This window comes from Nocardia sp. No.11 (genome assembly GCF_038752175.1).
GTDB classification, from domain to species: domain Bacteria; phylum Actinomycetota; class Actinomycetes; order Mycobacteriales; family Mycobacteriaceae; genus Nocardia; species Nocardia canadensis.
On sequence record NZ_JBCGFB010000036.1, the window covers coordinates 26685 to 48403 of the forward strand.

At 68.7% G+C, this 21719-nt stretch carries 20 protein-coding genes; 12 read left to right on the top strand and 8 right to left on the bottom strand.

From position 1 onward, the window contains the following. Window positions 1–19: 19 nt before the first annotated feature. The gene (locus V8688_RS13925; RefSeq protein ID WP_218720045.1) at window positions 20–901 is read right to left on the bottom strand and encodes a sigma-70 family RNA polymerase sigma factor; all 882 of its coding nucleotides are present in this window, start codon (window positions 899–901) and stop codon (window positions 20–22) included. 80 nt (window positions 902–981) lie between these two features. On the opposite strand from V8688_RS13925, the gene V8688_RS13930 reads away from it, so the two are divergent. Then, window positions 982–1326, top strand: a complete 345-nt coding sequence (locus V8688_RS13930) for a DoxX family protein (RefSeq protein ID WP_218720046.1) — start codon at window positions 982–984, stop codon at window positions 1324–1326. Between the two features lie 125 nt (window positions 1327–1451). On the opposite strand, the gene V8688_RS13935 is transcribed toward V8688_RS13930, so the two are convergent. Both V8688_RS13935 and V8688_RS13940 read right to left on the bottom strand, forming a co-directional pair. Continuing rightward, a complete protein-coding gene (locus V8688_RS13935) occupies window positions 1452–3041 on the bottom strand; it encodes a GMC family oxidoreductase N-terminal domain-containing protein (RefSeq protein ID WP_316574727.1) in 1590 nt (529 codons plus the stop codon). A gap of 154 nt (window positions 3042–3195) precedes the next feature. Beyond that, a complete protein-coding gene (locus V8688_RS13940) occupies window positions 3196–4686 on the bottom strand; it encodes an FAD-dependent oxidoreductase (protein WP_218720048.1) in 1491 nt (496 codons plus the stop codon). Window positions 4687–4847: 161 nt separating this feature from the next. On the opposite strand from V8688_RS13940, the gene V8688_RS13945 reads away from it, so the two are divergent. From V8688_RS13945 to V8688_RS13960, 4 genes are all read left to right on the top strand, one after another. Next, a complete protein-coding gene (locus tag V8688_RS13945) occupies window positions 4848–5342 on the top strand; it encodes a glutathione peroxidase (protein WP_308248586.1) in 495 nt (164 codons plus the stop codon). 539 nt (window positions 5343–5881) lie between these two features. Next, window positions 5882–6622, top strand: coding sequence for an NAD(P)H-binding protein (locus V8688_RS13950; RefSeq protein WP_255588251.1), 741 nt, complete (start codon window positions 5882–5884; stop codon window positions 6620–6622). Window positions 6623–6710: 88 nt separating this feature from the next. After that, entirely contained in the window at window positions 6711–7541 is an 831-nt protein-coding gene (locus V8688_RS13955) for an SAM-dependent methyltransferase (RefSeq protein WP_316574729.1), read from the top strand. A 38-nt stretch (window positions 7542–7579) separates the two neighbouring features. Then, window positions 7580–8401 (top strand): class II glutamine amidotransferase, encoded by an 822-nt coding sequence (locus tag V8688_RS13960; RefSeq protein ID WP_316574730.1) that lies wholly within the window; start codon window positions 7580–7582, stop codon window positions 8399–8401. A 3-nt stretch (window positions 8402–8404) separates the two neighbouring features. On the opposite strand, the gene V8688_RS13965 is transcribed toward V8688_RS13960, so the two are convergent. Next, window positions 8405–8728: an amphi-Trp domain-containing protein gene (locus V8688_RS13965; protein ID WP_316574731.1), complete on the bottom strand. Its 324-nt coding sequence runs from the start codon at window positions 8726–8728 to the stop codon at window positions 8405–8407. A gap of 36 nt (window positions 8729–8764) precedes the next feature. After that, a complete protein-coding gene (locus V8688_RS13970; RefSeq protein WP_218720053.1) occupies window positions 8765–9706 on the bottom strand; it encodes an SDR family oxidoreductase in 942 nt (313 codons plus the stop codon). A 146-nt stretch (window positions 9707–9852) separates the two neighbouring features. Here V8688_RS13970 and V8688_RS13975 point away from each other — a divergent pair, with 146 nt between their 5' ends. The 3 genes from V8688_RS13975 (at window position 9853) to V8688_RS13985 (ending at window position 12333) form a co-directional block, all read left to right on the top strand. Beyond that, the gene (locus V8688_RS13975; RefSeq protein ID WP_218720054.1) at window positions 9853–10704 is read left to right on the top strand and encodes a helix-turn-helix transcriptional regulator; all 852 of its coding nucleotides are present in this window, start codon (window positions 9853–9855) and stop codon (window positions 10702–10704) included. Window positions 10705–10834: 130 nt separating this feature from the next. After that, the gene (locus V8688_RS13980; protein ID WP_218720055.1) at window positions 10835–11179 is read left to right on the top strand and encodes an FAD-dependent monooxygenase; all 345 of its coding nucleotides are present in this window, start codon (window positions 10835–10837) and stop codon (window positions 11177–11179) included. Then, window positions 11176–12333, top strand: coding sequence for an FAD-dependent monooxygenase (locus V8688_RS13985; protein WP_342800947.1), 1158 nt, complete (start codon window positions 11176–11178; stop codon window positions 12331–12333). Before V8688_RS13980 ends, V8688_RS13985 begins: the two co-directional genes overlap by 4 nt. Here V8688_RS13985 and proS read toward each other — a convergent pair. Together proS and V8688_RS13995 are read right to left on the bottom strand one after the other, a co-directional pair. After that, complete coding sequence (proS, locus tag V8688_RS13990) at window positions 12215–13654, bottom strand: proline--tRNA ligase (RefSeq protein ID WP_342800948.1); 1440 nt, start codon at window positions 13652–13654, stop codon at window positions 12215–12217. The genes V8688_RS13985 and proS overlap by 119 nt on opposite strands. 367 nt (window positions 13655–14021) lie before the next feature. Then, a complete protein-coding gene (locus tag V8688_RS13995; protein WP_342800949.1) occupies window positions 14022–14690 on the bottom strand; it encodes an alpha/beta hydrolase in 669 nt (222 codons plus the stop codon). A gap of 383 nt (window positions 14691–15073) precedes the next feature. On the opposite strand from V8688_RS13995, the gene V8688_RS14000 reads away from it, so the two are divergent. The 4 genes from V8688_RS14000 (at window position 15074) to V8688_RS14015 (ending at window position 20699) form a co-directional block, all read left to right on the top strand. Further along, window positions 15074–15886, top strand: coding sequence for an LppX_LprAFG lipoprotein (locus V8688_RS14000; RefSeq protein ID WP_255588254.1), 813 nt, complete (start codon window positions 15074–15076; stop codon window positions 15884–15886). A 251-nt stretch (window positions 15887–16137) separates the two neighbouring features. Then, window positions 16138–17604, top strand: a complete 1467-nt coding sequence (locus V8688_RS14005; RefSeq protein WP_218720058.1) for a fatty acid desaturase — start codon at window positions 16138–16140, stop codon at window positions 17602–17604. Window positions 17605–17652: 48 nt separating this feature from the next. Next, a complete protein-coding gene (locus V8688_RS14010) occupies window positions 17653–18822 on the top strand; it encodes a 3-oxoacyl-[acyl-carrier-protein] synthase III C-terminal domain-containing protein (protein WP_218720059.1) in 1170 nt (389 codons plus the stop codon). A gap of 11 nt (window positions 18823–18833) precedes the next feature. Next, window positions 18834–20699: an ATP-binding cassette domain-containing protein gene (locus V8688_RS14015; RefSeq protein ID WP_342800950.1), complete on the top strand. Its 1866-nt coding sequence runs from the start codon at window positions 18834–18836 to the stop codon at window positions 20697–20699. 54 nt (window positions 20700–20753) lie between these two features. Here V8688_RS14015 and V8688_RS14020 read toward each other — a convergent pair whose 3' ends face one another. Next, complete coding sequence (locus tag V8688_RS14020) at window positions 20754–21635, bottom strand: glucosyl-3-phosphoglycerate synthase (RefSeq protein ID WP_218720061.1); 882 nt, start codon at window positions 21633–21635, stop codon at window positions 20754–20756. Between the last annotated feature and the right edge of the window lie 84 nt (window positions 21636–21719).

A 21719-nucleotide genomic window follows, 5' to 3' on the forward strand; every position in this document is an offset into this window, starting at 1 on the left:
TCGACCGGGTGGCAGCGTCTCAGGACTGATCCGGCAGCAGCGACAAGGTGAGACCGGCCAGCCTGACCGGGTCGGCGACCACGTCGTAGGCCGCGATCCGCGTTGCCCGGATGGTGAAGGTGAGCACGAACAGCGGCCTGCCCGCCCGGACAACGACGAGCCCCGGCCGACCGTCGACGAGGACCAGGACCGCTTCCCGCGAGCGCTGCCGCAGCACGACCGCGCCTTCGGCGACGGCGGCCGCGCCCCGGACCAGGGCGGCCATGCCGGGCGGGAGCGCCGCCGGATCGGCCGAGCGCACGACATCGGGGGCGAGCACCGCCAGCAATTCGTCCAGGTCGCCCTCGCGCGCGGCCTTCAGGAACGCCGCCACCGCGGTCCGCTGCGCGGTCAGTTCCGCGGGCTCGATCCGGGCCGGCGCGTGGACGCGCTGCCTGGCCCGGCTGGCCAGCTTCTTGGTGGTGGCCGGTGTCCGCCCGAGCATCGGGGCGATCTCGGCGAACGGCACGGCGAACAGGTCGTGCAGCACGAACGCGACCCGCTCCTGCGGGCCGAGCACATCGAGCACGACCAGCAGCGCGCGGCCGACCGCGTCGGCGAGCAGCGCGTCGTCCTCGGGGTCGGCGCCCGGACCGGTGGCCCGCGTGTCGGCGAGGTCCGGCGCCGTGGTCTCGGCGCGCTGGGCGCGGGCGCGCAGCAGATCCAGGCAGATCCGGGAGACGACCGTGGTCAGCCAGCCGTCGAGATTGCCGATCTCGGCCACGGCGACGCGATCCAGACGCAGCCAGGCCTCCTGCACGACGTCGTCGGCCTCGGCGGCGGTGCCCAGCATCCGGTAGGCGATTCCGCGCAGCCGGTCACGGCGCTGTTCGAAGGCGAGCGCGAGCGCATCCGTCTGCATCGGTCACCTTTCGGCCGGCCCGTTCGTCATCGGATCGACGGCGGTCGCCGTCGCTCACCGTAGACCGGAGGAACCCACTCATGCACACGAGCTTCGTCGTCGTCACCGTGCTCGCCGCCTCGGCCGCGCTGATCGCCGCGGCGATCGACGTCGTCCGCGCCGACTGGATCCGCGCGAACATGCGCCGCTACGGGGTCGCACCGTGGACGCTCACGCCGCTGGCGGTGATCAAGGCGGTGGGCGGTCTCGCGCTGCTGGCCGGGCTGGCCTGGCGGCCGCTGGCGATCGCCGCCGCGGCCGGGCTCGTGGTGTATTTCCTGTGCGCGGAGCTGACCGTCCTGCGTGCCCGCGCCTACGCCGACCTCGGCTACCCGTTGCCGTATCTGCTGCTCGCGGGCGCCTCGCTGACGCTGGCCGCGGTGTGAGGCGGTGGTGGGGGGGCCCCCCGGACGCCCCCCCCCCCNTCTGCTGCTCGCGGGCGCCTCGCTGACGCTGGCCGCGGTGTGAGGCGGTGGTGGTGCGCCCGGTCGGACGCGCCACCACGCCCGGGTCAGGACTCGGCCAGGATGAAGTCCGCCGCCTGTTCACCGATGAAGATGGCCGGGGCGTTGGTGTGCCCGCGGATGATCAGCGGCATCACCGAGGTGTCGGCGACGCGCAGGCCCTCGACACCGCGCACCTTCAGGTCCGGGGTGACCACGCTGGCCGCGTCGGTACCCATTCGGCAGGTGCCGACCGGGTGGTACAGGGTGTGCGAGAACTTCTCGAGCGTCAGCGCCATGGTCGCCTCGAGATCGTCGGGCGCCTCCGGCGGGTAGATCAGCTCGCCCAGCGCGCTCTTGAGCGCGGGCTGCTGGACCAGGCTCGCGCACACCCGCAGTCCGGCGATCAGCGCCGCGCGGTCGGCGCCGTCGGGATCGGACAGGTACCGCGGGTCGATGACCGGCTTGGCGGTCGGATCGGCCGACGCGAGACCGATCCGGCCCCGGCTGCGCGGGCGCAGCAGGATCGCGCCGAGGACGACGCCGTGCTCGGTCGCCTCGACCAGGCCCTCGTGATAGAACGGCGCCGGCGCGTAGATCAGTTCCAGATCGGGGTGCTCGAGATCGGGCTCGCTGCGCACGAACCCGTACGCCTCACCGACATTGGAGGTGAGCATGCCGCGATGGCGGACCAGGTAGTTGATCAGCTCCAGCGGCTTCTCCGCCGCGAACAGCGAGTCGCCCTCGACGCTGTAGCCCAGGGCCGCGATCAGATGGTCCTGCAGGTTCGCACCGACCTCGGGGGAGTGCGCGACCACCTCGATGCCGTGCTGCTTCAGCTCGTCCTGGTCGCCGATGCCCGAGAGCTGCAGCAGCTGCGGGCTGTTCACCGCGCCACCGCACAGGATGACCTCGCGATTCGCGGTCACGGTGTGGGTCTGCCCGGCGTGCAGGTACTCCACGCCGGTGGCCTTGGTGCCGTCGAAGAGCACCCGGGTGGCCAGCGCTTCGGCGCGCACGGTCAGGTTGGCGCGCTTCATCGCCGGGCGCAGGTACGCGTCGGCGGTGCTCCAGCGCCTGCCGTCGCGCTGGGTCACCATCGTCTGCGAGAAGCCCTGCGGCGCGGGCCGGTTCGGCGACTCGAGTTCGTGGCCCGCCTGACGCACGGCCTCGAGGAAGGCATGCGTCGAAGCGCGCGGGCTGCGCTGGCGCTGCACGTGCAACGGGCCGCGCGAGCCCTCGTCCGGGTACTGCGCGTCCTGGACATTCTCGATCTTGCGGAACTGCTCGACCGCCGCCGCGAAGTTCCACTCCTTGCCGGCGAGGAGCCCCCACTCCTCGTAGTCGGCGCGGAAACCACGCACCCACATCATCGCGTTCATCGACGACGAGCCGCCGAAGGTCTTGCCGCGCGGCCAGTAGATCTGCCGGTCGCCGAGGCCGGGCTGCGGCTCGGTCAGGTAGTCCCAGTCACGCTCGGTGCGGAACAGCTTCGAGAACGCCGCCGGAATATGGGCGAACTTGTCGTCGTCGGCCGGACCGGCCTCCAACAGCACGACCGTGGTGCCCGGGTCGGCGCTGAGCCGATTCGCGAGCACCGCCCCCGCCGACCCCGAGCCGACGATCACGTAATCCGCGGACGTCCCACCTGCTTGCACTGTCCAACTCCGATCCTGCACTGCATCTGTCGTAGCCAACTGGACGCGCCCGCTCGCGGGCCCGAAAAGCCCGCGAGCGCAGCCGGACTCGTCGTCCGGCGGCGGCGCTGCAAGCAGCGTACTGACAGTGGCGGTCCGGTGGGTGCCGCCTGACTCAGTCCGAGCCGGCCGCTGCCGCGGCCTTGCCCGCGCGACGGCCGTAGAAGCTGCCGTCACCGAGTGACGCACCGCTGACATAACCGTACGCGCACAGCCCTGACGTGCAACGACCCGCGGCGTAGAGCCCGGCGATCGGCTCGCCGCTGACGTGCAGCACCCGTGAGTCGAGGTCGGTGCGCAGGCCGCCCAGGGTGAATCCGGCGGTGAAACCGCGCAGATCGAAACCGGCCAGCGGGGTCGAGATCGGGCGCACCCACTCGGGCTTCTTGCCCAGCAGTGGATCGTTGCCGTTTTCGGCGTGACGGTTGTAGGTGGCGATCGTGGTCTGCAGCGTCTGCTCCGGCAGCCCCATGTCCGCTTCGAGCTCGGCCACCGTCTCGGCGACCCACTTGGGTGGGAACCGGAAGAACGGGGTGGCCGACTCGGTCGTCAGCGCTTCCTCGAGTGAGGCCTCGTCGATGACGAGGAAGGCCTGGTTGTCGTTCTGCAGCAGGGTCGCCTGTCCGATGCGGCCCGGGTAGGTGTCCTCGGTGACGTAGCGCTGGCCGCGCCCGTTGACGAGGATGCCACGCGCCATCATCTGCGGATCGCCGAAGATGGCGACCTCGCTGGCGTCCATGTGCGCGAGCTCGGCGCCCAGCGCCTGGGCGAGCCGGATGCCGATGCCGTCGTGCTCCTCGATCGCCGCGCCGGGCCTGCCGCTCAAGCGCGGGGTGTAGCGGTCGATCATCTCGGTGTCGTAGGCGAAGCTGCCCGTCGCCAGGACGACGCCGCGCGCGGCCCGCACGGTGACCGGCTTGCCGTAGGTGGTCGCCAGGACGCCGACCACGCGATCGTCGTCGTCGACGATCAGCCGGCGGATGCGGGTGTCGTACTCGACGTCGATGTCGAGCGTGGCGACGGTGTCGGCCAGCGGCTTCATCAGCATGTAGCCGCCGCTGCGCTCACCGATCTTCTTGCCCGCCAGCTCGGGAACGTGACCGCGCGGCGCGGGCTCGGCGATGTCGAGGAAGGGCGCGGAGTTCTCGCCGCCGGAGTACATCAGGCCCTCGTCGTGCGGCGGCTCCCAGCCGGGCTCGCCCCAGAACGACTCCTTGAACGGCACACCGCAGTCGACGAGCCAGTTGTAGTGCTCGACGCTGCCCGCGCAGTAGTCGTCGATCTTGGCCTCGTCGACGCCGGGACCGAGCGCCGCCTTGAGGAACGCGGCCATGTTCTCCGGGGTGTCGTCGAAGCCGAGCGCCCGCTGCAGCGGGGTGCCGCCGCCGAGGTAGACGAACCCGCCCGCCAGCGCCGCCGCGCCGCCCCAGCCGCCGGTCCGTTCCAGGATGAGCACCTTCGCGCCCGCTCTGGCGGCCTCGATCGCGGCGCACACACCGGCGATGCCGTATCCGGCCACCACCACGTCGGCCTCGAAATCCCAGTGCTCCACGGCGTTCGCGCGCAGCGGGCGGACGGTGTCGATCCGATGGGGCTGTTCGGTCACGGGCTTCCTCCGCTGCTCGGGTACGTACCGAAATGGTGCCGCCAACCGCGCGACAAAACAAGAACGTGTTACAAAACCTCCCGCCCAGCGGGACGCTTGCGCCCCGGTCGGGCTCCGGTACGGTGGCGATCGAACCGACGTAGACGAGATCTGGTGGTGTTGTGGTGAGCGCGAACATTCGAGACATTGCGGTGCAGACCCTGACCGGGACCGACACGACGCTGGGCGAGCTGGCGGGGGACCGGGCGGTGTTGCTGGTCAACGTGGCCTCCAAGTGCGGCCTGACCCCGCAGTACACCGGCCTGGTCGAGTTGCAGAAGACCTATGGTGAGCGGGGCTTCACGGTGATCGGCTTCCCCTGCAACCAGTTCATGGGGCAGGAGCCCGGCACCGCCGAGGAGATCCAGGAGTTCTGCTCGGTCACCTACGGCGTCGACTTCCCGCTGCTGGCCAAGGCCGACGTCAACGGCGAGGACCGGCACCCGCTCTACACCGCCCTGGTCGAGACCCCCGCCGCCGACGGCAGCGCGGGCGATATCCAGTGGAACTTCGAGAAGTTCCTGATCGGTCGCGACGGCACGGTGGCGGGTCGCTTCCGCCCGACCGTCACCCCGGACGCCGGCGAGGTCGTCGCCGCGATCGAAGCGCAGCTCTGATCGCGGGCTCGGCAGCATCGCTGTCGAGCCGCTGCGCAGACAGCGGGCAGGCTGTCGGCGCACCAGTAGTGCCGCGGGTCAGCGTCGCGCGCACCAGCCCGCACGCGTCCTGGACGGCCGCACCGATGTCTGCGTCCTCGCGCGACAGCGGGGCCGGCCAACCCGGCGCCGCCGCCCCGAGGCCGAGCGGGGTCGATGCCCGCATGCCATCGCTGCGGGATCCGCTCAGTGCAGTCCGGCGGCCGCGAACGTGATGCCCCTCGGCAGGCAGTGCGTGCCGGCATGCACTGCACTGTCACCCGCAGATGAATCGCGATCGCGAACAACCGGCCACCAGAACTCGCCATGATCGGCAGCAGCGTGGCGGCGGTGAACAACAGGCCTGGCGTCGCCTGCACACGCGGTGAGAGCAGCGGCTCCCCGTCGCACGCGGCCAGCCGTCCGTCGACCCGGGTATCGCCGCTGCCCGGCTGATGTCACACTGCGCGACCGCATGTCGTCATCTCGTCGACAGGTTCACCGGCGAAGGAGAAACACCCATGCGGATCGCAGTGATCGGCGCGAGCGGACGGATCGGCCGTGAGGTCGTCGACGTGCTGAACAACCAGGGGGAGGAGGTCGTCGAGATCACCCGCTCGGCCGGGATCGACGTGGTGACCGGGCACGGGCTGGCCGAGGCGCTGGCCGGAGCCGATCTGGTCGTCGACGCGATCAACGCCGAGACCACCGACACCGCCGCGGTTACCGCCTTCTTCGACACGGTCGCGCGCACCGTCGGCAGGGCCGCGGCGGCAGCGGGGGTGCGGCGGATCGCGGTGGTCTCGATCATCGGCATCGACGACTTCACCGCCGGACACTACGCGGGAAAACTGGCCCAGGAGCGCGCCTACCAGGCGGGCCCGGTCCCGGTGCGCATCCTGCGCGCCGCCCAGTTCCACGAGTTCACCGAGATGATGCTCGACTGGACCACCGTCGGTGATCGCGCCGAGGTGCCCGAGTACCGGGCGCGTCTGGTCGCCGCGCGCACGGTCGCCGAGCATCTGGCCGACCTCGTCCGTGCCGATGGCCCGATGATGGTCGAGATCGCCGGGCCCGAGGAATGGCGCCTGGCCGACGCCGTCGCCCGGGTCGCGGCCCGCCGCGGCGCACCGGCGCAGGTTGTCGAAGTGCGGAACACCGCCGACCCGGACCGCCGGTTGCAGGCCGAGGGGGCCCTGTTGCCCGGACCCACGGCGATCATCGCGGGCCCGACGTTCGCGGAGTGGCTCGACCGGCGGTGACACCGGCCTCGGGATAGCTTCCGTGCCAACGGAACCGATGCTCTAGGCTGAATTCGTACAGTCGGTCCGATGCCCACGGAGGCGCCCGATGTCGCACTCTCCTGCAGCCTACCCCAGCGCCGTTCCGGTCGGGGTGGACACGACCCGCGCGAGCATCGCGCGGGTCTACGATGCCGCGCTCAACGGCAAGGACAACTACGAGGTGGACCGGGCGGTGCTCGAGCAGGTCCGCACCGTCGCGCCGCAGGTCAACGATTTGGCGTGGGCCAACCGCGATTTCCTGATCCGCGCGTGCCGATTCCTGGCCAAGGCCGGGATCGATCAGTTCCTCGATCTCGGCTCCGGCCTGCCTACCGCGGAGAACACCCACCAGGTGGTCCAGCGCGTCGACCCGCAGTCGCGGGTGGTCTATGTCGACAACGACCCGTCGGTCCTCGTGCACGCCCAGGCGCTGCTGGCCAGCAACAGCCGCACCCGCATCGCCGAGGCCGACATCTTCCGTCCGCTCGAGGTGCTCGGCAACGAGACGGTTCGCGGCACGCTCGACTTCACCCGGCCGCTGGCGCTGTTCCACATCGGCACCCTGCACCACTACCTCGGTGAGGACGGGCCCGCGCTGATGCAGACCTATATCGACGCCCTGCCCTCGGGATCGTTCGTCGCGATCGCCCACTTCCACGACCCGCAGACACCGGAATACAGCGAGCTGGCCCGCAAGATGGAAGAGAAGTTCATCCACAGCCCGATGGGCAGTGGCCGCTTCCGGACCAGGGACGAGATCCAGGCCATGTTCGGCGACCTGGAGATGGTCGAGCCCGGCCTCGTCCGGTGCGACGACTGGTGGCCCGACGGTCCCCACCTCACCCCGCTCAACGCGGTCCGCCATTGCATCGTCGGTGGTATCGGCCGCAAACGGTAGGCCGACATTTCTGCTTGAATGGAAGTATGTGCCGGTGGATGGCGTACTCGGGTGAGCCGATCCTCGCCGAGGATCTGCTGTTCCGCCCTGAGCACTCCCTGATCGACCAGAGCCTGCACTCGCGCCTCGGCGTGACCACCACCAACGGGGACGGCTTCGGCATCGGCTGGTACGGCCTCGGCGCCGAGCCCGCGGTGTACAAGAGCATCGAGCCCGCCTGGAACGACCGCAATCTGCGCGAGATCGCGAGTCAGGTGCGCACGCCGATGATGCTCGCGCACGTGCGGGCCTCGACCGGGACGCCGGTGCAACGCAGCAACTGCCATCCGTTCCGGCACGGGCGATGGCTGTGGGTGCACAACGGCGCCCTGCGCGGCTTCCACGAGACCCGGCGCGATCTGCTCACCGCCGTCGAACCAGCGCTCTTCGCCGACATCGAGGGGTCGACGGACAGCGAAACCCTGTTCTACCTGGCTTTGACCTTCGGTCTCGCCGACGATCCGTTCGGTGCGGTCGCCCGCGCGGTCGGTTTCGTCGAAGACGTCGGGCACGCGCACGGCGTCGAGTATCCGGTGCAGATGACCGTCGCGACCACGGACGGAGAATTCCTCTGGGTGTTCCGCTATTCGAGCGAGCGAGAATCACGGTCGCTGTTCTTCTCGACCGAACTGGCCGCGTTGCGGGCACTGCACCCGGAGGTCGAGATCCTGCGCGAACTCGGCTCCGAGACGCGATTCGTGGTCTCGGAGCCGCTGCGCGACCTGTCGGGGGCGTGGAACGAAGTGCCGGAATCCTCGGCGGGGGTGGTGGGTGCCGGCGCCGATTCGATCCGGTCCTTCGAGCCGATCGCACCCGGCTGAGGATCAGCCGGCGGGATGCTTCCGGGCACGCGCGCGGCGCGGCGTCTTGGCCGGCGCGGCCGCTCTGGACGGTGGCGGTGCGGCGGGCGCCGATTCGACCGGCTCGTCACGCCATTTGATTTCGATTTCGATTTCGGTCTCGGTACCGTCGACCTCGATTTCGAATTCCCAACTGACCCGGTCGGCGACTTCGACCTCGATGGAATCGCCGTCCGAACCGAATTCCACCTCCGATTCGCCCGCCAGAGCCTTGCCAATCGCGATCAGGCGCTCGGACGCCTCTTTACGAGAGAGTTCGGACTTCCTCTTGATCTCCAACTTCGGCATATCGACTCCAGATGTCGGGTCTCGTGAATTGGATAACTACACCGTAGCCGACAGGTGGGTGAGGTCCTCGGAGATCTGCCAGAGGCGTGCGGCGTCGTCCGCGCTGCGCAGCCGGGAGTAGACGGCCTGCTCGGCGGGTGCGCCGGACAGGTGCCCGAGACCACTCGGACCGTACAGTCGGGCGCCGCGGGCGTCGGGCGAGGTGGCGGCCAGCAGCGCGGGCAGCAGCGCTGTCTCGACCGTCCCGACGAGGATGCCGCGCCGCGACAGCGCGTGAATGAGGCGCCTGCCGAGCGTGTCTCGTGTTCGGCCGAGTTCGGGCCGCGCCGCCAGGAGACTGGTGGGTGCGACCCCGGGGTGGGCGAGATTGCTGGTGATGCCCCAGCCCGCCGCCCGGCTGCGCCGATCCAGTTCGAGCCCGAACAGGCCGAGAGCGATCTTCGACTGGCTGTACGCGCGTTGGCCGTCGTAGGACCGTTCCCAGTTCAGGTCGTCCCAGTGCATGGCGTGCCGATTCGCGGCGATGCTGATCTGCGAGGTCACCCGCGCCCGCCCGGCGCGCAGCAGCGGCAGCAGCTGGGCCACGAGCGCGAAATGCCCCAGATGGTTGGTGCCGAACTGCAACTCGAACCCGTCGGCGGTGGTCTGCCGCTGTGGCGGGGTCATCACGCCGGCGTTGTTGACGAGCAGGTGGATCGGCCGGTTCTCCTCGCGCAAGGCCGCACCGAGTGCGGCGACCGAGTCCAGCGACGACAGATCCAGCTCGCGCACCGACAGCACCGCCCGAGGGTGCTGGTGCCTGATCTTCGCGACCGCCGCCTCGCCCTTGCGCCGGTTGCGCACGGGCAGGACGACCTCCGCGCCGGCGGCGGCCAGCCGGGTCGCCAAGCCCAGCCCGACGCCGTCACTGGCGCCGGTGACGACGGCGAGTTTCCCGGTGAGGTCGGCCACGATGAGGTCCGGCCGTGTGTGTGCCATGCGTTGCTCCTGGGTCGCTGGACGGGGGACGTGGTTTCAGGCTGCGCCCCGGACGCGTGGATATCCACGGTCTGTCGATCCCAGGCAACCCCGCGCCGCCGAGGGCAGACTGGGGACAGAACCGTGACCCAGGGAGGATGCAGCCGATGATCGACCGAGCGGGGCTCGCCGAATTCCTGCGCCGCCGCCGAGAAGCACTGCAACCCGAAGACGTCGGGCTCCCGCGCGGGGAACGCCGCCGAACGGCCGGACTGCGTCGCGAAGAGGTCGCCACGCTGTGTCACCTCTCCGCCGACTACTACAGCCGGCTCGAACGCGAGCGGGGCCCGCACCCGTCCGAGCAGATGATCGCCTCGATCGCGCAGGGGCTGCACCTGACGCTCGACGAACGCGACCACCTGTTCCGCCTGGCCGGACACAACCCACCCGCGCGTGGCTCGACCAGCGAGCACGTCAGCCCGGGCCTGCTGCGCATCTTCGATCGCCTGACCGATACCCCCGCCGAGATCGTCACCGAACTCGGCGAGACCTTGCGCCAGACCCCACTGGGTGTCGCCCTCACCGGCGACACCACCCGCTACACCGGCCCGGCCCGCTCCCTCGGCTATCGGTGGTTCACCGACCCTGCCACCCGGGCGATGTACCACCCCGACGACCACGCTCTGCACTCGCGCGTGTTCGCCTCGGGATTGCGCGCGATGGTCACGCTGCGCGGCCCCGATTCACGCGCGGCGCACCTGCTGGAGCTGCTGCTCGACCGCAGCGAAGAATTCCGCACCCGGTGGAAAGAGCACGAAATCGGCGTCCATTACACCGGTGTGAAACGCTATGTGCACCCCGAGGTCGGTGCTTTGGACCTGACCTGTCAGACACTTCTCGACCCCGACCAATCGCATCTCCTGCTGGTCTACACCGCCGTCCCCGGCAGCGAGAGCTACGACAAACTCCAGCTCCTGTCCGTCATCGGAGCACTCCCACCGGCATCTCCGACCGCGTGAATCAACGGCGCGCCCGTCGGGTTCGCACCCCGTCCTGGGAACGAATTCTCCCCTGCACCAGTGCGCATTCCGCTGCCACCATCGACTCGGACAGCACCACGGCCCAACGCTGTGAGCGTCCGTCGAGTCGATGAAGGAGACCGTCATTTCTACGAATTCTGCCGAGCGGGTGTCGCGTCATACGCAGACGGTGATCGTCGGTGGCTCGCTGGGTGGTTTGACCGCCGCGCTCTCGTTGGCCGCTCGTGGCACAGCGGTCACCGTCCTCGAGCGGACGACGGGGCGTACCCAACGCGGCGTCGCGATTCTGGTGTCGGTGCAAGTCTGCGCCGGGCTCTCGGACCGCAGGCACGCGAGATCGTCGGCAAGGCGCTCGGTCCCGCCTCGATGCGCCAGGGCGTGTACCCGCATGCCTGGTGGGACGTCTACTCGGCGCTGCGCGACGCCGTCGACGCGGAGCCGCTCGTCTCGGTGATCGAGAACGCGCACGTCGTCGAGATCGGCCAGGACGCCGATGCTGCCTGGGCCCGACTCGAGGACGGAACGGTGTGGACGTCCGAGGTGTTGCTGGGCGCCGACGGTTACCGCAGTGTGGTGCGGCGTGCCGTCGACGCGGCCCGTCCCGTGGCCGACTACGCGGGATACGTGGTGTGGCTGGGCCAATCGGAGCTGCCCGAGTCCTTCGCTGAGCGGGCCGGCGGCCCTGACTTCTTCAACGGTGCCGACGACATGCTCGCCGTGTACCCACTGATCGACCGTGACGGCGGCGTCACCCGATACGGCTGGGGCTGGTTCGATCCGCACCACACCTCGCTGTTCCGGCGAATCGGCGCGATCGACGGCACCGAGGTCAAGCACACACCGCGCGGAGACGCGATCCCCGACGAGGTCTACGACGAGATGATCCGCACCGCGCAAGCCCGATGGCACGAGCCTTGGCGCACCGGGGTCGTCGAGGCCTTTCGCTCCCGGGATGTGGTGGCCACACCGATCACCGAATACTTGCCGCACCGCGTGGTCGACGGCCGAATCGGCCTGCTCGGCGACGCCGCGCACGCGCAGACACCGATGACCGGGGCGGGATTCGAAGAAGCGGTGACCGACGCGGTCGCGCTGGCCGAGGCGCTCGACGACATGCCCGCCGACAAGGGCCTCGCGCGCTACGAATCGGCCAGACTGACCGGAATGCGTGCCAGGGTATCGGCGGCCAGTCCTTCAGCCGCTCCTTCACGTGCGCCTGAACAAGTGGGGGAGCCCCAACCACTCCATATTGATACGTTAATATTCGCATTTAACTATGAAAAGCTGACCGGCGGTATGCGGCGACGTCGCCTACCGCTTCGGAAGCAAGGAGGGGAGGCGAAACGTGCCGGCCGCGATCAGCGACGAAGAACGTCGCGCTCGCTGGGTCGAACACACGACGTAGTGGCACAGCTTCCGCTGACGGCCGGCGGGGGAAGGGTGCTCGTCGTGTGTGGGTCGGCTTGTCGCACGGCCGACCCGCACGCGGTCAGTAGGCGCGGGAGAAGATCACGCGCTTGCCGTAGGCGCTCGGCGCGGCACAGCGAACGCAGGCGCCGCTGTTCGCCTCGCCGGCCAAGGGAACGCAGCGCGGCGTCGCGGTGGTGATCGCTGCGATCTCGTTCTCGCAGCTGGGCCGCCCACAGTGGTGCGCGAGCGCCCACCCGGTCGACACCGCGACCTCGAAGGCCGCCCAGTCGTCGACGGTGCTGGTGTTCTCGTCGCGGAACGCGCTGGCGCGCGCCAGCAGGTACGCCTGGAAGTCGTCGAGGATGCCGGGCATCGTGTCGGGCAGGCTCGCCAGCTCCACCACCTGTTTGCCGTCGTCGCCGAGACGGCGGACCAGCACCGCGGTGCCCGCGGCGAGGTCGCGCGGGCCGAGTTCCAGCCGGACCGGCGCGCCCCGCATCTCCCACTCGTTGAATTTCCAGCCCGGCGTGTGGTCACGGTCGTCGACGTGGACTCGGACACCGGCCGCGCGGAGCCTTCCGGCGAGTTCGCCGGCCGCGGCCAGGACGGCGGCCGCGGTGTCGCCGCGCAGGATCGGCACGATCACCACCTGGTGGGGTGCCAGCCGGGGCGGGAGTACCAGGCCGCGGTCGTCGCCGTGGGTCATGACGATGCCACCGAGCATGCGGGTGCTCATGCCCCATGAGGTCGTGTGGCACAGCGTGTCCCGACCGTCCGCGGCCGCGTAGCTGATGCCGAAGGCCTGCGCGAAGTTGGTGCCCAGGTAGTGGGACGTGCCTGCTTGCAGGGCTTTGCCGTCCCGCATCATGGACTCGATGGTGATCGTCTCGACCGCTCCGGCGAACCGCTCGCCGGGAGTCTTCTCGCCGGGGACGACAGGCATCGCCGCGAGGTCCCGGGCGACGGTGGCGTAGATGTCGAGGGCCAGCGCGGTCTCCGCGCGCGCCTCGGCCTCGTCGGCGTGGGCGGTGTGGCCCTCCTGCCACAGGAATTCGGTGGTCCGCAGCAACATGCGCGGGCGCATCTCCCAGCGCACGACATTGGCCCACTGATTGAGCAACAGGGGCAGGTCACGGTGCGAGTCGATCCATTCGGCCATCATCTCGCCGATGATCGTCTCGCTGGTGGGTCGCACGACGAGGGGTTCTTCGAGCATTTTCCCGCCCGCGTGGGTGACAACGGCGACTTCGGGGGCGAACCCCTCGACGTGTTCGGCTTCGCGTGCGAGATGGGACCGGGGGATCAGGAGGGGGAAGTAGGCGTTCTCGTGACCGGTGTCCTTGATGCGGCGATCGAGCTCGGCCTGCAAGAGTTCCCAGATCCGGTACCCGTACGGTCGGATGACCATGGTGCCCTTGGCCGGTCCGCGGTCGACGAGCGCCGCCCGCAGGACGACCTCGTTGTACCAGGTGGAGAAGTCGGCGCTCTGGGCGGTGATTCCGCGCTCATCCCGTGCCATGGCACGAGGGTATCGCCGTGGTCTACCGATTTTTCGGGCCAGGATGTGTGGTCCAGGAGGTGCCCGAGGCCTGCTGTTTCGGCACTCGGAGACCGGGGTAGTACCCGGTCGGGTCGGTGATCCATACGGGGTCGGGACCCATACCGCGGGAGACGGGATGACGGCTCTCCCGGACCAGCGGTCCGGCGGTTGCCGAGCGACGAAGGTGGCCCCCCGGTGGTCAGGGCGCCGAGGGACTCGCTCGGCAACCGTCGATCCATGGTCGAATCCGCTCGGCCCGGCCATCCGAATCCGACCTCGCCGCGACCGAGAGCCCAGGGCGGGCCACCGGTGTACCGGTGGCCCGCCCGGGGTCTGTCGATTCTGATCAGCTCAGGTGCTTCCCGAAGAACGGCACCAGGTTCTCCAGCGCTTCCCCGGTCGGGCCGGGCTGGTCGTAGAGGTCGTAGTACGAGGCGCCCTCGACCACCACGAGCTGCTTGTCCTTCGACGCGGCACGACCATAGAGCTCCATGCTCAACCGCTGCGAGGCGAACGCGCCCGGCTTGTCACCGATCACCACGCACAGCGGCTGGGTCAGGAAGACCTCGACACGGTCGTAGGCGTCCCAATCGGCCAGCGCGGCCTGACGAGCGAAGTTGAAGCTCGTCTTGCCGCCGGGGGCCTGACCGCGATCGGTCTTGTAGTAGTCGGTGGCCTCGAGGACATCGATATCGGTGACCCCGGCCTGCTTGGCCGCCTCCACCGACGGCGGCAGCAAATCGTTGATCACCTGGGCTTGGCCACGGGCCTCGGCGGTGCGCTGCGCGGCGATCGCCTCGAGCATGCCCATCGGGTTGTACTCGGAAAAACCCTCCCGCATCAACCGGCCGACATTGCTGCCGACCACGGTGCCCAGTGCCTTGATCCGCCGGTCGATCTTGGTGGCCGCCACGGCGTAACCCGCGCCACCGCAGATCGCGAGCACCCCGATGGTGTCGGAGGTCTGCGCTTTGCGGCTGCCGGTGGGGTGGGCCGAGACGATGGTGGGATTCACCTTCGACTGTCGATGCCCGGCGGGAAGTAGATGTCGGTCGCGATGTCCCAGGCCCAGCCCTTGACGGCCACTGTTTCGATGTTGTCTGCCATGACCTTCTTCTCTCTCGTCGGCTAGCTATTCATCGGCTACGACACCAAGCTATGCCGGTTTCGGCAGAACAAGAAGGTCAGAAGGGTTCCTGGGAACGATCCTTCCCAGGCAGGGCGGAAACCAGCATCCGAAAACTCCACTGCGCGCTTGCAAGTCGCAATCTGCGAAGCTCGGGTACTATCGCCGTCGGGGGAGCGCGAGATGTCCGATGGTCTGCTTAGTATGTCGCAGGCACCGGCAGCTTCGGCTGCCTCATCAACGCCATACACGACATCTCCAGGGGATGAAACTTGATCGACACGACACCGCACCCCACCCCCCGGAGCCGCTTCGCGCGGCGCTCCGGCATCACTTCGATCGTCGCGGCCGCGGCTCTCTGCGCCGCGCTCGTCACCGGCTGCACCAAGGACGACGCCACCACCACGGCGGCGCCGCCGACCGGTCAGCTGCCCGACGGCGCGCAGATCGTGAAGGAGTCGGCGAAGACCACGCAGACCCTGCACACCGTGCACCTGAAGATCGACGTGAAGAACCTGCCGAACCTGCCCGTGGAGACCGTCTCGGCCGACGTCACCAACGAGACCCAGGGTTCCGGCGCCGCGATGGGCGAGGCGAAGGTCAAGCTCAAGCCGGAGGCCGACTTCACCGAGTCGAAGTTCCTCGTGGTGGACAAGGTCCTCTACACCCAGGCCGGTGGCCGCTACGTGCCCGCAGGCCCGGCGGAGAAGGTCTACGATCCGGGCGTCATCCTGGACAAGGACAAGGGCATCGCGAACGTGATCGCCAACGTCCAGAACCCGAAGACCGAGGGCCGCGAAGTCATCGACGGCATCAACACCGTCAAGGTCACCGGCACCATCGATGCCGCCGTGATCGACCCGATCGTGCCTCGCGTCGGCGAGAACGCCGGCACCATGCCGATCACCCTGTGGATCCAGGACACCGCGCCGCCCGCCTCGGATTCGACCAAGCCGTCGGACGCCGCGTCCACCGGTGAGGGCCCGAATCTCGTTCGCGCCGTAGTGAAGAAGGACCAGGGCGAGGTCACCGTCGGCCTGTCCAACTGGGCCAAGCCGGTCAACATCGTCAAGCCGGCCGGCTGATCCGAGCCGACCGAACCGGATAGTCACCCACCGGTCCGGGGACCGCGGAGCCTGGCACGCAGTGCCGTCCGCAGCCCCGGGCCGGTGTGTCGTCTGGGTGTCGCCTGCGGCAACCGGCGCTTCGAGCCGCGGACGCGGCACCAATAAGAGAATGTTCAGCGAGATGCAAGGCGCCACAAGGACTATACGTGTCGGGACGCTGGTCGGCAGGCAACACGCATCGAACGCCGATCGACACGGAGGAAGAACAAATGACGATCGATGATCGACCTGATGAAGAGGAGCGCGAGCTCCCGCCACCGCCCGGCCCTGGGGGTCGGCCTCCCGTCAACAACGTATGGGTCTTTAACGGCAGAGCCTACGACCTGAGTGACTGGATCTCCAAGCATCCAGGCGGTGAATTCTTCATCGGCCGGACGAAGAACCGCGATATCACCTCGATCATCGGTTCCTACCACCGTGATCCGGAAAAAATCGCGCGGATGATCGAGCGTTACAGCCTCGGTCGCGATGCCACCCCCGAAGACATCCACCCGAAGAACAACGCGCCCGACTTCCTGTTCAAGGAAGGCTTCAACAGCTGGGACGACACGCCGAAGTACAAGTTCGACAACAAGAGCGACCTCCTGCATCAGGTCAAGGCCCGGATCAAGGAACCCGAGCTGGCGGCCCGCCTGAAGCGGATGGACCGCGCGTTCGACATCGTCGTCGCCGTGTTGATCTTCCTGTATTTCGCCGTGCAGGGCCTGCGCCTGTGGGACACCAGCTGGATGCCGTTGCCGGTCTTCGTGATCGCGATGGTGCTGCTGCGCAGCTCGCTGGCCGGATTCGGCCACTATGCGATCCACCGGGCGCAGAAGGGGCTCAACAAGTACGCGGTGAACGCGTTCGACATGAACTATGTCGCACTGTCTTTCGTCACCGCCGACGGTCACGCCCTGCTGCACCACCCGCACACGCAGAGTGAAGTCGACATCAAGAAGAACGTCTTCACGATGATGATGCAGGTGCCGCGCCTGTACCGGGTGCCCGTGCACACCGTGCACAAGTTCGGACATCTGCTGACGGGCATGATCATTCGCCTGCTCGATGTCTGCCGGCTCACCCGCAAGGTGGGCATCAAGGACATGTACGGCACCTGGCGCGGCGCGCTGCCGCACTTCATCGGTTCGTTCGGCGTGCGGTTCCTGCTGGTGGCCGAGGTCGTCGTGTTCACCCTCGCGGGTGACTTCTGGGCCTGGGCGCTGCAATTCGTGATCACTCTGTGGATCAGCACGTTCATGGTGGTGGCCAGCCACGACTTCGAGGTGCCGACCGAGGAACTGCACACCGAGACCGAGGACTGGGCGGTCAACCAGCTCGAGCAGGCCTACGACCTGACCGTGGTCGGCAACAAGTACGTCGACTGCTTCCTCTCCGCCGGTCTGAGCTCGCACCGGGTGCATCACGTACTTCCGTTCCAGCGCAGCGGCTTCGCCAATATCGCCACCGAGGACGTGGTGCGCGAGGAGGCCGCGAAGTTCGGCGTGGAGTGGCTGCCCGCGAAGAGCTTCTTCGGAGATCGTTTCCCCAAGCTGTGCCGGACCTACCTGCTCGCGCCCTCGCGTGAGGCCGAGGAGAACCGGTGGGGATTCGTGCGCGAGCACTGCGCACCCACAGCGCTGAAGACCTGTGTGACCTACACGGTGCAGGGCTTCACCGGCATCGGAACCGTCTGAACCGATTCCGCTGCCACGTTCAATTCTGTTTCGAAAGGATTTGTGCCCGTGTCTGTTTCCTTTGACCTGCTCCGCACGGCCGACGTCGAGCGCGGGCACGACCTGCTACCGCCCGCCCCGCCGACCACCGTCGGCGTGATCGAAGCGGTCGCCACCGGATCGCCCGAACTCGTGGTCGACCAGACCGTGAACGCGGGCCGGGTCGCCGAGCTGTTCTCCGATCCCGCACAGCGCCAGCGTATTCCGCGGATCTACCAGAAGACCCGGATCGACACCCGGCACCTGGCGATCGACCCGCTCGATCCGGAGTTCCTCGCGTTCAGCCGTCGCCCCGGCACTATCCGGGACCGGATGAACCTGTTCTTCGAGCACGCGGTGCCGCTCGCGGTCGACGTGGCCAGGCGGGCCGTCGCCGGCCTGGAGAACCCCGCCGACGACATCGGTCAGCTGATCTTCGTGACCAGCACCGGCTTCATCGCCCCCGGCGTCGACGTCGCGGTGGTCAAGCAGCTGGGGCTGTCGCCGACGGTGGGCCGCATGGTCATCAACTTCATGGGCTGTGCCGCCGCGATGAACGGCATCCGCGCCGCCACCGACTATGTCCGGGCGCACCCGGACAAGAAGGCGATGGTGCTGTGCATCGAGCTGAGCTCGGTGAACGCGGTGTTCGACGACGACGTCAACGACGTCATCACCCACAGCCTCTTCGGTGACGGGTGCGGCGCGGTGGTGATCGGCGCCAACCAGGTGCACCAGCCGCTGGCGGCGGGCAGCATCGTGATCCGCGACAGCTTCAGCCACCTGTTCGACGACGCGGAGGACGGCATCGTGCTCGGCGTGAAGGACGCGGGCATCACCTGCGAGCTGGCGACCAGCCTGCCCGACTACATCTACCGCGGGGTGGATCCGGTGGTGACCGAGGTGCTCGCGCGCAACGGCCTGGGCAAGGACGACATCGATCTGTGGGCGATCCACCCCGGCGGGCCCCGCATCATCGAGGAGTCGGCGCACTCGCTGGGGATCCCGGCCGAGGCGGCGGCGCCGAGCTGGGAGGTGCTCGCCGAGCACGGCAACATGCTGAGTGTCTCGCTGATCTTCGTGTTGGAGCGGATGATCCGCGACGCACGTTCGGCGGCACCGATTTCCACCGGGGTGGCGTTCTCGTTCGCGCCCGGTGTCACCCTCGAGGGCATCGTGTTCGATGTCATCCGCAGCTGAGAGCACCCGCTATGCATCTTCTCCGTTTTCTCGCCGCGCTCTCGCCGGCCAGGATCGCGGCCGTGGTGGCCGCGGGCCTGATCTGCGGTGTGGCCAACACCTACCTGGTGACGCTGATCAACGCGGTCGTCTCACCGAAGCCACAGCCCGACCATCTGCTGCTGCGTTTCGGGCTGACCGGCTTGGTGATCCTGGTCAGCGGGGTGGCGTCGCAGGTGCTGCTGATCCGGCTGTCGCAGGACGCGATCTTCCGGCTGCGCAGTGACCTGAGCTCCGGGATCGTCTCGGCGCCACTGGAACACCTGGAACGGCTCGGTATGCACCGCCTGATGGCGACACTCACCGAGGACGTGCGGTCGCTGTCGCAGGCCGTGACCGCCATTCCGTCGATCTGCGTCGACGTGGCGACCATCATCGGCTGCTTCGTGTTCCTGGCCATCGTGTCGGGGCCGATCTTCGCGGTGACGGTGGCGGGCACCTTGGTCGGCATCGCGTGTGTCGAACTGGTACTCAAGCGGGTGCGCGGGATCTACCGCGAGGCCCGCGAGAACGAGGACGCGCTGCTGCGTTCGTTCCAGGCCGTCACGCTCGGCATCAAGGAACTGAAGCTGCACCGTGGCCGGCGCCGGGACTTCATGGATCGGCATCTGCTCGGATCGGCGGGCACGCTGCGTGATCAGAACACCGACGCGGGCTCGAAGTTCTCCTACGCGCAGGGTTTCGGCCAGGCGCTGCAGCTGGCGACGATGGCGCTGATCCTGTTCGTCGTCGCGGCGGCCCTGGAGCTGCCACGGGACACGATGGTCGGCTACGTGCTGGTCACCACGTTCCTGGCGATGCCGATGCAGAACTTCATGCACCGCATCCCGGACCTGCTGCGTGGCGATGTCGCGCTGGCCAAGATCCGGGCGATGAACCTGTCGATGGAGACCCTGCACGACGAGGAGCTCCTGCCGTACACCGAGCGTCCAGTGGCAGGGGAGGCCAAACTGGAACTGACCAATGTCAGCTACGTGTACCGCGCCGAGGCTCCGTCGCCCGTGCCACCGCCGCCGGGAGCGCATCCGGCCGGACCGGGTGGACCGCCCGAGCGTGGGGGACATCCGCCGCGTCCGGGAATGCCGCCGCGCGACGGCAACGGCAGGCCGGGCCACGGCGGGCCGCATCCCGCCCATCCCGGTGCGCATCCGGGTGCCGGGCAGCCGGATGTCAACGGTAAGAACTGGATCGACCACGGTGGCACCGATGTGCGACCGCTGGCGCCGCCGCCCGGACTCGACGAGTCCGAGGACGCCGGCTTCCGGCTCGGTCCGATCGATCTGGTTTTCGAACCGGGGCAGATCACGTTCATCGTCGGTGGCAACGGCAGCGGGAAGTCGACGCTGGCCAAGCTCATCACCGGTCTGTACGTGCCACGCTCGGGGTCGTTGTCGCTCAACGGGGAGAGGATCGACCACGACAACATCGAGTGGTACCGGCAGAATTCGTCGGCGGTGTTCACCGATTTCCATCTGTTCGAGGACTACCTGGGCTTCGACCGTCCCGGTATCGACGCCGAGGTCCAGCGGTATCTCGAGGAGCTGCAGATCGCGCACAAGGTGAAGGTGCGCGACGGTCGGCTCTCGACCGTCGACCTGTCGCAAGGGCAGCGCAAGCGGCTGGCATTGCTCACCGCGCTGCTCGAGGACCGGCAGATCTACGTCTTCGACGAATGGGCCGCCGATCAGGAGCCGCGCTTCCGCGAGGTCTTCTATCGCGAGATTCTCACGGATCTGAAGCGGCGCGGCAAGACGGTCATCGTGATCACCCACGACGACCGCTACTTCGACTGCGCCGACCAGTTGGTGAAGCTGGACTTCGGTCTGGTCGCGGCGTAGGCAGGCTCGTCGGACGCCGGTCCGGTCCTTGGGACCGGGCCGGCGTTCGTCGTGTCAGGCGATCTCGCGCTGGGCCGCGATCAGCTCGGTCATCGGTGGGCGGTCGGTCAGGCTGACCTCGGACGGCAGGCGCTGCCAGCCGGTTTCGCCCGGCAGGAATTGCACGAGCCCGATGCCGGAGTCGCGGATACCGAGGCGATCGAGCAGGGTCGCCACCACCTGCCTGCTCATCACGGCCAATTCGTGTGTGGGCCGGTTGCGGTGGCGCCGGACGCCGAGATCGACCTGGGCGATCGACGACAGCCCGTGCCGCTGCCAGCAGTCGATGAGGATCCCGATCTCCGCGCCGTATCCGCTGGCGACGGAGATCCCGCCGAGAAATGCTCGGGTGGAGGCGTATTCGCCACCCAGCGGTTGCACGATCTCGGCCAGTGCCGGCGCGAGCGCGGTGAGCAGCGGGCGGGCGACGAGCTGGGTCACCCGGCCGCCGCCGTCGGCGTCCACGCTCGGGCCGCTCGGCATCGGCCTGCGGTAGTAGCCCTTCACCAGGGCGAGCCCGGGATCGTCGAGCAACGGCGCGACCAGGATCGGGACGAAATCCGGATCCGGTGCGACCAGATCGGCGTCGAGGAAGACCAGCAGATCACCGGTGCTCACCGCCAGCGACCGCCACAGCACCTCGCCCTTGCCCGGCCGGGGCGCCACCTCGGGCAGCGCCTCCTCGCGGGTGTAGACCGTGGCGCCTGCCGCGCGTGCCCGCGCGATGGTGCGATCGGTCGAGCCCGCGTCGATGACGAGCAGTTCGTCGACCAGCCCGCCGAGCCAGGGCCGGACGGCGGCGATCACCCCGGCGACGGTGTCCTCGTCGTCGAGCGCGGGCAGCACCACCGAGACCCGGCGACCCAGCTTGCGGTCGATCAGTGCACGGACGTCCATGGCGACCAGTGAACGACACCGGCCGCCGCGGGCGCCACCGATCCGGGCGAATCCTGTGAACGACGCCAACGGTCCGCCCGACCC